The sequence below is a fragment of the Silanimonas sp. genome, assembly GCF_044377035.1.
Taxonomy (GTDB): domain Bacteria; phylum Pseudomonadota; class Gammaproteobacteria; order Xanthomonadales; family Xanthomonadaceae; genus Silanimonas.
Map to the genome: position 1 here is coordinate 1 of NZ_JBILJW010000007.1, position 12,539 is coordinate 12,539.

The 12,539-nt window shown below is 68.3% G+C and carries 6 protein-coding genes; 2 read left to right on the forward strand and 4 right to left on the reverse strand.

What is annotated here, in order from left to right; all coding sequences use genetic code 11:
- On the reverse strand, positions 1–560 hold a 560-nt coding region (locus ACIQ6S_RS05165), incomplete at its 3' end, for an RCC1 domain-containing protein (RefSeq protein ID WP_397607419.1).
- Between the two features lie 282 nt (positions 561–842).
- On the opposite strand from ACIQ6S_RS05165, the gene ACIQ6S_RS05170 reads away from it, so the two are divergent.
- Complete coding sequence (locus ACIQ6S_RS05170) at positions 843–3,587, forward strand: tetratricopeptide repeat protein (RefSeq protein ID WP_397607420.1); 2,745 nt, start codon at positions 843–845, stop codon at positions 3,585–3,587.
- Here the strand turns inward: ACIQ6S_RS05170 and ACIQ6S_RS05175 are convergent, their stop codons facing one another.
- Entirely contained in the window at positions 3,588–4,322 is a 735-nt protein-coding gene (locus ACIQ6S_RS05175; RefSeq protein WP_397607537.1) for a ferredoxin--NADP reductase, read from the reverse strand.
- 141 nt (positions 4,323–4,463) lie between these two features.
- Between ACIQ6S_RS05175 and ACIQ6S_RS05180 the strand changes: the two genes are divergently transcribed.
- Entirely contained in the window at positions 4,464–6,173 is a 1,710-nt protein-coding gene (locus ACIQ6S_RS05180; protein WP_397607421.1) for an AMP-binding protein, read from the forward strand.
- Positions 6,174–6,212: 39 nt separating this feature from the next.
- On the opposite strand, the gene ACIQ6S_RS05185 is transcribed toward ACIQ6S_RS05180, so the two are convergent.
- Positions 6,213–6,914 (reverse strand): aspartate/glutamate racemase family protein, encoded by a 702-nt coding sequence (locus ACIQ6S_RS05185; RefSeq protein ID WP_397607422.1) that lies wholly within the window; start codon positions 6,912–6,914, stop codon positions 6,213–6,215.
- Between the two features lie 122 nt (positions 6,915–7,036).
- Complete coding sequence (locus ACIQ6S_RS05190) at positions 7,037–12,361, reverse strand: fibronectin type III domain-containing protein (protein WP_397607423.1); 5,325 nt, start codon at positions 12,359–12,361, stop codon at positions 7,037–7,039.
- Positions 12,362–12,539 lie beyond the last annotated feature (178 nt).

The window sequence follows — 12,539 nt, forward strand, 5'->3', positions numbered from 1 at the left end:
CCTCTCTGGTTCAGCCCCCAGCAGCGCAATGCGCCGCTGGTGGTTCGCGCGCAAGTGAAGGCATCCCCCGCGGCGAGCGCCGCCACGGCATTGAGGCCGCTGACCGCCACCGGCGCCGCGCGCACCAGCGTGGAACCATCGCCCAACTGGCCGTTGGCGTTTCCACCCCAGCAACGCACGTTGCCGCCGGAAATCACCGCGCAGGTGTGCGCGGCCCCCGCGGCGATGGCCGTCACGCCCACCAGGCCATCGACGAGCACCGGGCTGAAGGACGACGCAGTGGTGCCATTGCCGAGCTGGCCTTGACCATTCTCTCCCCAGCAAAAGACCTGACCGCCGCTGGTCAGTGCGCAGAAGTGGACGCCGCCGGCCGCGATGGCCGTCACCCCCGTTAACCCCTTCACCAGCCCGGGGCTCAGCCGAGTGGTGAAAGCACCTTCTCCCGTTTGTAGGCCGTCGCCCCAGCAGCGCACCTGCCCGGCCGTCGTCAGCGCACAGGTGTTTTCGTCGCTGGCCGCAATCGCCTCGATATTGGCGAGGCTGGGCAGCGACTGCGCCATCGCGCCTCCCGACCCCAGCGCCAGTGCGACCATCCCCAAGGCGGCCACGCCCGACACGAATCGTCGTGGATGCCGGAGCAGCGACCTCAGGAAGCCGGGGGGCGTCGCGGCCCTCGGGGCCGTGTGGGCGGGGCGGGAAAGCGGTGGAAAATGCATGGTGGGGGTCGTCCGTTCGCTGGCTCCCGCGAAGGCTCGCCGACGCCCCCCGGGCCGGTCCTGACGGATTCCGAGCCTTTTTCCTACCTTTCATCCCGGCAATAATCCGCCTGTAGAATCAGGCACATGCAAACCCCCTCCCCCCGCCGCCCGACGGATTCCCTCCGTCGAGAATTGCGCTTCCGCTTCAACGACTGCGTCTTCGATGGCCGCTCCCTGGGCCTCACCGTCGGCGGGACGGTGGTCAAGCTGGAACGGAAACAGCTCGAAGTGCTGTTCTATTTGCTGCAGCACGCCGGCGAGGTGGTCACCAAGCAGGAGCTGCTCGACGAGGTCTGGGCCGGGCGCATCCTCAGCGATGCCGTGCTGACCAAGTGCATCGCCCGCCTCCGCCAGGGCTTGGGCGACGAATCGCAGGCGATCATCAAGACCGTCCACGGCTATGGCTACCGCCTGGTCGCCGCCGTACAGGTAGAAACCAGCGCGGCGCCCAGCCTGCCCCAGATCCCTGAGCTGAACCCGGGCGACGCCCCGCCCCTGCGTCCACAGTGGGCGCTGGTGCGACGGCTCGGCAGCGGCGCGATGGGCGAAGCCTGGCTGGCCCAGCACGGGAAGACCGGCGAGAAGCGTGTGTTCAAGTTCGGGCTCGACGCCGGCAGCCTCACCTCGCTGAAGCGCGAGATCACCCTCTACCGCGTCCTGCACGACAGCCTCGGGCCGCGCCCGGACCTCGTTCGTCTGCTCGACTGGAACCTCGACGAGGTGCCGTTCTACCTCGAGTCCGAGTATGTCGAGCACGGGTCGCTGCTGGATTGGGCCGACGCCCAGGGCGGTTGGGGCCAGATCGCGCTGACGCAGCGACTGGAACTGATGGCCCAGGTCGCGGAGGCCCTGTCGGCGGCCCACTCGGTGGGCGTGCTGCACAAGGACCTGAAGCCCAGCAACGTGCTGGTCGCCGGCGACCGCGACTCCCCGCAGGTGAAGCTGGCCGACTTCGGCAGCGGGCGCCTGGTCGACCTTGCCCGACTGGAGGCCTTGGAGATCACCCGCCTCGGCTTCACCGCCACCCAGGTGGGGGCGGATTCCGGCGGCACGCCCTTCTACCTCGCCCCCGAGGTGTTGGCCGGGCAGGCCCCCACCGCGCGCTCGGACATCTACGCCCTCGGCGTGATGCTCTACCAGTGCGTCGCCGGCGACACGCGCAAGCCCTTGGCACCGGGCTGGGAAAGCGATGTCGACGACCCGCTGCTGCGCGAGGACATCGCTGCCGCCGCGGCCGGCGATGCCACGCAGCGACTGGGCGATGCCTCGCTGCTGGCCCAACGCCTGCGTTCGCTGGAGGCGCGACGGAGCGAGCGCGCGGCTGAACAGGCCGCGCGGGACGAAGCGCAGCGGCTTCGCGAGTTGCTGGAAGGCACGCGAAAACGCCGACGCCAGTGGGGCATCGCCAGTGCCGCGCTGGCCGCGGTGCTGTGTGTGGTGAGCGTGCTGCTCTGGCAGGTGCGCCATGCCGAGCAGCGAGCACGCAACGACGCCGAGATCGCCGCGGCAGTCAACCAGTTCCTCACGCAGGACCTGCTCGGGCAGGCCAACCCGCTGGTGTCCGGCCGCAGCGATGTCCGCGTTCGCGACCTGCTCGACGCAGCGGTGAAGAACGTCGGCGCGCGCTTCTCGGGCCGGCCGGTCGCTGAAGCCTCGGTGCGAGCTGCGCTAGGCAACGCCTACCTTGGCCTCGGCCAGTTCACCCCGGCGCAGCCGGAACTCGAATCGGCGCTGCGCCTCGCCGAAGCGAGCGGCGAGGCCGACACGATCGCAGTCAATGCCCGTGTCGACCTGGGGGCACTGCACACGCGGCGGAGCGAGTATGCAAAGGCACGCGACGTGCTGGCCCCGCTGCTCGCGCATGCCGATCCGGCGGTGCGGGTCCGAGGTGAGATCGCGACGGCCTTCGCGTTGATGGCGGAAGGTGACTTCAAGTCGGCTTTGGCGCGCCTGCGCGAGGTCCGCCCTCGCGTGGAGACCTTGCTGGGCCCCACTTCGACCGAAGCCCTGACCACGCTGAGCTACCTGGCCAGTGCCCATCGCCAGTTGGGTCAGTACAAGGAGGCGATCGTCTTGTACCGCCAGGCGTTGGCCGGCCAGGAGGCTCAGCACGGCAAAGGCCACGTCGCGACGCTGGAGGCGATGCGCTCGCTCGGCGGCGCCCTGTATCTCTCAGGCGCCTTGGCCGAGGCGTTGCCGGTCCTCGAGTCCGCGTCGAAACTGTCGGTCGAACTGAACGGGCCGCGCCACGACCGCACCTTGAATTCCCTCTCGGACCTCGCGCTGGTGAAGCAGGACCTGAAGGACTACCCGGGCGCCGAAGCACTGATGCTCTCCACGCTGGAAGTCCGCGGCGCCGAATACGGCAAGGACTCGGCCGACTACCGCACTCTGCTCAACAACCTAGGGGTGCTTTACGGCGAAATGGGCGATCCGGTGCGGCAGCACCAGTACCTCGCGCAGGGCTGCGCGGCCGAGAAGGCGGCTTCGGGGCCGTCGAGCCCCGACACCCTGATTTGCCACCACAACCTCGCGCTCGCGCTGATGGACCTGAAGCGCTACGCCGAAGCCGCCGCGCTGGAGCAGGAGACCATGGCGCTCGGCGAACCGGTATTCGGCGCCGAGCACATGTTCATGGGCGCCACCCGCTCCGCCTACGCCGTAGCGCTCGGCTACCTCGGCCGCACCCAGGAGTCGGAAAAGTTGTTCGCTGAGGGCGTCGCGCTGCTCGACAAGGCCCTTGGTCCGGGCAACGACCGTACGGCGAAGGCGATCCAGCGACGTGACGCGATGAGGGCCGCGATGAGCGCGGCCCCGGCCACGCCCTAGCTACTTCCCGCTGACGTACTTCTCGCGGCGGATCTGCGGCACCGGCAGGCCCGCGGCCTTCAGCGCCTCGAACGCGGCATCGACCATGTTCGGGTTGCCGCACAGGTAGGCGATGTCGCCCTCGGCCTGCGGTTCGAGGGCGGCGATCTGCTCGGTGACGTAGCCGCGGCGCGCGTCCGGGCCGGCCGCCTCGTTGAACTCGCGCGAATAGCAGGGCACGAAGCGGAAGTGCGACGGGTGCTTCGCGGCCATGGCGCGGAAGTCGTCGGCGTAGATCAGCTCGGCCTCGCTGCGCGCGCCGAACAGCACCACCACGTGCACGCCGCGCTCGACGATGGCCTTTTCCAGCAGCGGCAGCATGGAGCGGTAGGGCGTGACGCCGGTGCCGGTGGCGATCAGCAGGTAGCGGCGGTTGGCGTCGTTCGGCAGCAGGCAGAAGCGCCCGAACGGGCCGCTGGCCGTGACTTCGTCGCCCTCCTTCAGGCCTTCGAAGAGCGCGGTGGCGGTGCCGCCCGGCACGAATGACGCCGCGATATCCACCGCCTCGCCGGGGCCCATCGCATGGTCGTGGATGGTGGCCAGCGAGTAGCTGCGCTTGGTCGGCTCGCCGTCCCGCCCGATCAGGTGGATCTGGATGAACTGGCCGGGGATGTAGTCGAGCGCCTGCCCGTCGGCGCGCTGGAAGCTCAAATGGGCGACGGCGGGGGCCAGCATGCGCTTGGCCACCAGCTTCATGGGGAATTGGGGAATCAAGGGGGTGCTCCGAAGGACGGCGGATTATGGCCCGTCAGCGCGTGGGCGGGGCGTGGCGGGGCCACCACGCGGCGTGCACGCACATCAGCCAACTCTGGCGACACCTGCCCTCTCGAACCCACCATGCCCCCGATCGCCGCTCCGGACGCCGAAACCCTCGCCCTGCAGCGCCTCTACCACTGGGAGCGGCAGTCCCCGGCCAAGCGCGTGTTCGTGCAGCCCTACGGGCCCGGCGACATTCGCCACTGGACATGGAGCGAGGCGCTGGTCGAGACCCGGCGCATGGCCGCGCACCTGCAGTCGCTCGGCCTGCCGCCCGGCTCGCGGATCGCGCTGATCTCGAAGAACTGCGCGCACTGGCTGATGGCCGACTGGGCGATCTGGATGGCGGGGCACGTGTCGGTGCCGCTTTACCCGACGCTGACGGGCACCTCGGTGCGCGAGCTGCTGGCCCACAGCGGGGCCTCGCTGCTGTTCGTCGGCAAGCTCGACGACTGGGCCTCGATCGAACCGGGCATTCCCGACGAACTGCCCTGCATCGCCTTCCCGCTGGCGCCCGAAGGCGCGAAGCGGCGCTTCACCGGCTGGGACGCGGCTTGCGCCGCCCAAGGCCCGCTGGCCGGCACGCCGACGCGCGCGGCCGACGAGCTCGCCACGATCATCTACACCTCGGGCACCACCGGCATGGCCAAGGGCGTGATGCACGCTTTCGGCAACTTCGCCGCCGCCACCGCCGCCGTGCTGGCGCGCGTGCCGTTCCACCCCGGCGACCGCCTGCTCTCCTACCTGCCGCTGTCGCACATCGTCGAACGCACCTTCCTCGAACACACGCTGCTGGCCACGGGCTACGAGGTGTATTTCGCCGAGAGCCTCGACACCTTCATCGCCGACCTGCAGCGCGCGCGCCCCACCCGCTTCGCCTCGGTGCCGCGGCTGTACCTGAAGTTCCAGCAGGGCGTGTTGGCGAAGGTGCCGGCCGCGAAGCTGGATCGGTTGCTGAAGCTGCCGGTGATCGGCTGGCTGGTGAAGCGCAAGGTGCTGAAGGGCCTCGGCCTCGACCAATGCATCTACGCCGGCGGTGGCGCCGCGCCGATGCCGCCGGCGATGCTCGAGTGGTACAAGCGTCTCGGCCTCGAGATCCTCGAGGCCTACGGCATGACCGAGAACTGCGGCGTCACCCACACCAACGTGAAGGGCCACCAGCAGATCGGCACCGTCGGCCCGCCCTACCCGGGCGCCGAGGTGCGGCTCGACCCGAGCACGCAGGAAGTGCAGGTGCGCTGCGCCTGGAACATGCAGGGTTACTACCGCGACGACGCGGCGACGGCCGCTGCGTTCACCGACGATGGCTTCCTGAAGACCGGCGACAAAGGAGCGATCGCCGCCGACGGCACGCTGAAGATCACCGGTCGCGTCAAGGACGCCTTCAAGACCAGCAAGGCGAAGTACGTCGAACCCGGCCCCATCGAAGAGAAGCTTTCCGCACTGCCGCTCTTCGAAGCCTGCTGCGTAGCCGGCGCCAGCCTGCCGCAGCCAGTGGGCCTGGTGATGCTCGGCGAAGCGGCGCGCGCCAAGGCCGCGACGACGGCGGGCAAGGCCGAGATCGAGGCGACGCTGGCCAAGCACCTCGACGCGGTGAACGCGACGCTCGACAGCTACCTGCACCTCGACGCGCTGATCGTCGTTGGCGAGGAATGGACGGTCGACAACGGCCTGATCACCCCGACGATGAAGGTGAAGCGCGCCGGCGTTGATGCCACGTACGGCCCGCATTTCGAACGCTGGCTGGCCAGCGGCGCGAAGGTGGTGTGGGCCGAGCGCGTGGTGGCATAGGCGCCGAAGGCCGCGCAGGCGGCCTGAAGCACGCCGCGCTCAGGCCTCGTCCAGCAACCAGGCCACGCCGGCCGCGGCGTGGAGCGCCATGGTGTCGAACAGCGGAACGGCGCTGTCTTCGTCGCGCACGATCATCATCAGTTCGGTGCAGCCGAGGATCACACCGTCGGCGTCGGCCGCCACGCCGCGCGCGATCACCGCTCGAAGCTGCTCGCGCGAAGTATCGAGCACCCGACCGGCGACCAGCTCCTCGAAGATGACGCGATGCACCTCGGCGCGGTCGGCGGCCTCGGGCACGAACACCTCGAGCCCCTCGGCGCGCAGTCGGTCGAGCAGGAAGGGTTGTTCCATCGCGAACGCCGTGCCGAGGAAGAGCAGGCGGCGGCAGCCGGCCGCACGCGCCGCCGCGGCCGTCGGCGTGGCGATATGCAGGACAGGCAGGCCGCCGCCCGCTTCGACGGAGTCGACGAGCTTGTGCATAGTGTTCGCGCAGATCATCACCGCGCCGGCACCCGCCGCCGCGAGGCCGCGCGCCGCGTCGGCCATCAGCACCGCCAGCTCATCCCAGCGCCCTGCGTGCTGCAACGCGCTGATCGTCGCGAAATCGAAGGAATGCAGGCGCAGCTCGGCGGCATGCGGCGCGCCGCGTGCATCGCGCACGCCCTCGTTGAGGGCGCGGTAGTAGTGGGCGGTGCTTTCCCAGCTGATTCCGCCGATAAGGCCGAGGACACGATCAGGCATGACGGCAAGAAGCGGAGTGCGGGCGCGGCCCGGGGCGGCCAGAATGCCGCCATGCCCGATCGCTACGCCAGCGCCGTCTCGTAAGGGCGCGGCATGGCTGCCGCGCCCGTCGATCTTGACGGTCAGTTGGCCGCGCAGCCCTGCAAGCTGCCGAGCGGCGTCACCGCATCGTTCGCCGCCCACGTGCCGGGCACGCCAGAAGTGAACGTGCCGCTGAGCTGGATCCGCTGCAGCGTGCCGGACCCGAACGTGCGCGTCAGCGTGCCCGCCGTGCTGCGCACCGGGTTGCCCGTGCGGGTGCACAGCGGGCAAGCACCGGTGTTCTGCGCCAGCGTCAGCGTCTCCGTCGCCGCGCCGATACCACTCCGCTCCGCGATCAGGTAACGCGGCACGCCCTGTGCGTCGTAACCGAACACCGTGTAGAACTCGTAGTTGGGGAACAGTTGCACGCTGTAGCCCGAACCCGCGCGCGCCGGATCGAACCAGTGGCCGCTGGCGTTCAAGGGCGCGCCTTCAAACGTCGGGCAACCGCCGCCGAAGTTCTCGTAGGCCTCGCTGCCCGTCTCGCCGTCCAGCGTGTAGCTGAAGGTGAAGGCACTCGTCGAGCGCGGCGTCACCGTCGCTTCGCCCACGGGGGTGAGGAAATTGCTGCTGCCGTTCCACGCGCTGCGGTAGATCGTGCCGCGCCAGATGCCGGTGGAACCCGGCTCCGCGCCCTGTAGGTAGTACCAGGTGGTCGTGCCGTCCTGCAGATAGGTGTACCAGAGGCCCGCCCACTGGTTGCCCGCCGGATACAAGAACAGCCCGTTGCCCGAGCGCTCGGGATTGAAGAAGCCACCCGGGCGCAGCTGCGGGCCCGCGCCGATGATCGTGGCACGGACGGTCAGGTTGGCCGTGGTCGTCGAGGCGTTCACCGGCGTCACGTACCAGCGCCCTGGGGCCGGACTGTTCACCAACAGGCTTTCGTTCGGGTTCGGCGATGTGGCGCTGACCAGGGCCGCGCTGCGTGCCGGCGCCAACGGGACCGTCGGCGTAGCCCCGCTCGCCGCCGGCGCGTCAGCGCGCGAAAGGTAAAGATCGATGTTCAGGGTGCTAAGCGCCATCACTTCGAGTCGAGCCACTCCGGGCGGGACATCGATGTATAGCCCCTCATGCGCGCTTGACGCCGCCAACGCCATCCGATGATCAGCGCCACTCTGAAGCGCAAATGGCACCGGTGCACCCGCTCTCCTCTCAATCCGTACCGGCACACCGCCCAAGGAGGTGTTCTCATCGGACTTCACTTCCAGCCAGCCACCGCGCACCTCGCCCGGCGCCATCGTGGCGTCATTCCAGACGAGGCGAGTGGAAAACCTCGCTGCGGCGGTCAGCGCTCCAGGACCCGTCGCGACGAGGGAGCGCTTGCCCGTTGCCGTCTCGATGGGAACCTCGAAAACCTCCGCTCGAGCGGTCTGCGCACCAGTGCGCGAATGCAGCAGGACCCAGTAGCGAACATTGGCATTCGGCGCCTGCGCAACAGCCAGTTCGCACCGCTCTGACACCGGCGACATCGCCGCTACGCATGCCAACTCGTCACTGTCTGCCTGCCAGTTGTTGTTGGCGTCAATACCGAGGTAGACATCAACGTCACCCCCCGACGAAGAGCGGGCGTCGACGAGAATCTGCCAGCGGCGAACCGTAGCGCCGGCAAAGAGGGTGCGAAACGCGACCCATGAGCCGCCGGCATCCAGAGGATTCTCCGGTGTTGCATCGCTCGGCAAGGAGGGCAGCAGCACGGACGGCACGACGAAGCCATGTGCTTCGAAGCGGGCGCCGGGAAGCGCGCGAAGTCCAGAGAACTCGACATCGCGGTGGCCACGGTCGCTATCGGTGGTGAGTTGGATGCCGGCCGAGCCCAAGGGGCGGATCTCGATCGACACCGTGCTGTCCACGCAAGGTATCGCGCCACCGAAGCAAATGCGGTATCGCAACCTGTCGGCACCCGAACCATCGCGTGTCGGCGTGTAGGCGATGACGTCGTCGGCTAGGCCAGGCGTCCCGAGCGCGATCACCGCGGCCGTGCCGCGCACCGGGGCATCGGTGATGGACAGTACGCCCGCGCCGAGCAGTTCAGGGGTGAAGCTGTCGTTGGCGAGCACGTCGATCCGGACCTCGCCGCTGTTCTCGCCAATGACGAAGCGATCCGGTCTCGCGATCGATGACGAAGACTGCGATCCACTGTTGGGCGTAACGCTGTTGCTTGGCGTGGAGGGAACGCTGGTACCCGCACTATTGGTGGCAGTCACGGTGAAGGTGTAGGCGACGCCGTTGGTCAACCCAGGAACGGTGATCGGGCTCGATGTCGACGACGCCGAAATGCCCTGGGGGCTCGACGTCGCGGTGTAGCTCGTGATGGTCGAACCGCCGGTGTTGGTGGGCGCAGTGAAGCGAACCGATGCTTGCCGGTCACCCGCCGACGCGAGGCCAATGCCGGGCGGCGCCGGCACCGCGGCGTTGACTGCGAAGGTCTGGCTCACCCTTGGCGCCGGCAGGAATCTCGCGTCACCGGCCTGGTCCGCGAGAATCGTGCACCCGCCGGCGCTGACGGCCGTGAGTTCACCAGACGGAGTCACGCTGCAAACGCTTGGCGTCGCTGATTGGAAGCTGACGGTGAGGCCGGAGCTGGCGCTAGCGACCAAACGCAACGTCGTTCCGAAGATCTGAGGGCCGGGACTTGCAAAGGAAATGGACTGCGGGACGCGGCCGGGATCGCTGGAGAAACGGCCCTGGATGATCCGGCTTACGGTGCCGTTCGCCGACGTGAATACGCCGGAAGCGAACAGTCGTTGGTTGGTCGCATCCCAAGACAGTCCAAACCATGCGGCACTGGGGTCGTCCAGGGAGAACGCGCTGACGCTTTCCCAGTTCGACCCGTTCCAGCTTGAGAGACGGGATGACGATGTGGCGAAAAGCCGGCCAGCCGCCGGATCCCAGGCCAGCTCGTACACGCCACCTTCGACACCCGGGCCCAACGGCAACCAGCCGCTTCCGGTCCACATCGCAATGTTGCGCGCATCGACCCCGCCAGCGGTGATGAAGTCCCCGCCGGCATACAGCCGGCTGCTCGCGGAATCCCATGCCAACGCATACACGGAGGCGAAGCCCATCCCGGAGCCCAGTGCAGACCACGCGCCATCCCGCCAAACGGCCGTCCGGTTCGCCGAACCCCCGCCGGCGCTCGTGAATGCGCCCGCCACGAACAACCGGGCATTGGCGGAGTCCCACGCCAAGGCGTTGACCACACCATTCGTGCCCACACCAAGGGGGCTCCAACTCGTCGAGTCCCAGCGAGCAACATGGCTCGCGCCAACACCGCCCGCCGTTGCAAACACACCGCCTGCGAACAGTCGACGATTCGCTGCGTCCCACGCCAGCGCATTCACTTGGCCGCCGACACCCGACCCCAGCGCTGACCAGCTCGTTCCGTCCCAAGACGCGACGTTGTTCGCGGTGACGCCGCCAGCGGTCGTGAACCCGCCACCGACGAAGATGCGGCCCGTCGAGCCGTCCAACGCGATCGCCGTCACCGGCCCACTGGTCCCCGCGCCAAGCCCCGCCCAGCTGTCACCGTTCCAAACCGCGATACCGTTCGCCGCAACTCGGCCAATCGTCGTGAAGTCACCTGCGGCGTAGAGCCGGCCACGGGCGTCATCCCACAGCACCGTCTGAACCTGCCCATTCGCCCCGGTGCCGAGGGCGCTCCAGGCAGCGCCGTCCCAAGTCGCGACGCGATTGGCGGCGCCGCCACCCGCCGTGCTGAAGGCACCACCGGCGTAGAGTCGAGCGCTAGCGGCGTCCCAGGCCAACGCGGTCACAGCGCGGTTTGCGCCACTGCCGAGGGCAGTCCATCGGAAATCAGCCCACATCGCAATGGCACGAGCCGCGTTCCCGTTGGCCGTTGAGAACTCTCCCCCCGCGTAGAGTCGAAGATTCGTGGCGTCCCATGCCAAGGACATCACGCGATTGTTGACGCCGAGGCCCAAGGCCGTCCAACGCCCCTCTTCCCATACGGCGACTCGGTTGGCGTTTCCCGCTTGGGTCAATGCGACGAAGCTGCCGCCAGCGAAAAGGCGGTTGAATCGGGCATCCCATGCGAGAGCAAGCACACCACTCCCAGTGCCCCCCGCCAAGGCAGACCAATTGCCGTCTTTCCACACCGCCACGCCGTTTCCAACGACGCTACCCGCCAGCCAGAAGTTGCCGCCCGCATAGAGGTGGCCGCGCGCCGCATCCCAAGCCATGGCCATGACGGCGCCATCCACGCCGGCACCGAGGGGAAGCCATCGAGTGCCATCCCACTCCGCCACATTGCGGGCGGAGACCGCACCGGCCGTCGGGAACTCGCCACCGGCGAATAGCCGCCTGCTTGTGCTGTCCCAAACAAGCGCATGGACGACGCCAGCAACACCCGCTCCGAGCTCTGACCATGCCTGGCCGTCCCAGACGGCCACGCCGCGTGCCGCTGCACTTCCCGCCTCCGTGAATCGCCCCCCCGCATACAGGCGTCGAGAAGCGCTGTCCCAGGCCAGGGAGGTCACCGCGAGGTTCGTGCCGCTGCCTACGGGCGACCAAGTGCTGCCATTCCAGTAAGCGATGTTGCGTGCCTTGACGCCGCCGTTCGCAAGGGTAAAGGCGCCGCCCACGAAAACCCCGGAGTCGACAACCGTCATCGCATGGACGGAGCCGTCGAAACTGGCCGACGTCAAGCTCGACCAGTCCGCATCTGAAATCTTCCCGGCGACGGTCACCGGGTAGGCAGCGCCGGCATCTGCGATGTTGACGTGAAGGGTGCGCCTGCCGTCGAGCTCCATCCTGACCGGCAATACAGCCCCGTCAGCGTCTGTCGCCGTCAGATACTCCAAGGCCAGCACCCGACCGTCCGCCATCACCAGGTCGACGCCCCCGCTGGCGGGGCCTACCGCTCGACCCAAGCGCGCACCGGAGGCGACGAACTCGATCGTCAGCTCACCATGTCCGCCGGGGCGGTCCGACACCACGATGTCGTGGAGAAGTCCGTCCGCGCTTGCTCCGAACTCCTCGACCACCACGCCGCGATCGACGATCGCGGTGTCGTCGGCGATCCGCAAGTCACCCGCCCAGAGCATTGGCGTGATGCCGTCAGTGCGGCCGATCCCGCGGAGGGCCCAGTCGAATCGCGCCTCACCCGCCTCGTCGATCGAGTTGACGCTGACACCGTTGAGTCCGATCGACGCCTCAAGATCATGCATGGTCGCCGCCATTCGCACGCGACCATCCGTTGAGGGTCGGATGACCGGACGCGGCCTGGATTCCCCGCTTTCCAGTTGCGCGAACTCGGCGGTAGGCGTTGGCCCATCAGTCCGAAACGCGAAGGCCGGTGCCGCAAACGAAAAGAGAACGGCAGCAGCCAAAATCAAGCGCGAAACCATGTCATCGTCCGTGATTCATACCTCGCCCGATGATGCCAGATGATCACTGCGGCAAGATGGCGCGAATTCAGAGACTGGACGCGATTGATCGGAAAGCATCAGTAGCGAAAGCAAGGCAATAAGCGGAGTGCCGCGTGACGTCGCTCCCGGCACCCTCCCTCCGGCCTGCCCCTCTTCT

Coding starts and splice junctions, on each gene's coding strand:
- ACIQ6S_RS05175 (WP_397607537.1), bottom strand. CDS start 4,322: ATGAAGCTGGTGGCCAAGCGCATGCTGGCCCCCGCCGTCGCCCATTTG.
- ACIQ6S_RS05170 (WP_397607420.1), top strand. CDS start 843: ATGCAAACCCCCTCCCCCCGCCGCCCGACGGATTCCCTCCGTCGAGAA.
- ACIQ6S_RS05185 (WP_397607422.1), bottom strand. CDS start 6,914: ATGCCTGATCGTGTCCTCGGCCTTATCGGCGGAATCAGCTGGGAAAGC.
- ACIQ6S_RS05190 (WP_397607423.1), bottom strand. CDS start 12,361: ATGGTTTCGCGCTTGATTTTGGCTGCTGCCGTTCTCTTTTCGTTTGCG.
- ACIQ6S_RS05180 (WP_397607421.1), top strand. CDS start 4,464: ATGCCCCCGATCGCCGCTCCGGACGCCGAAACCCTCGCCCTGCAGCGC.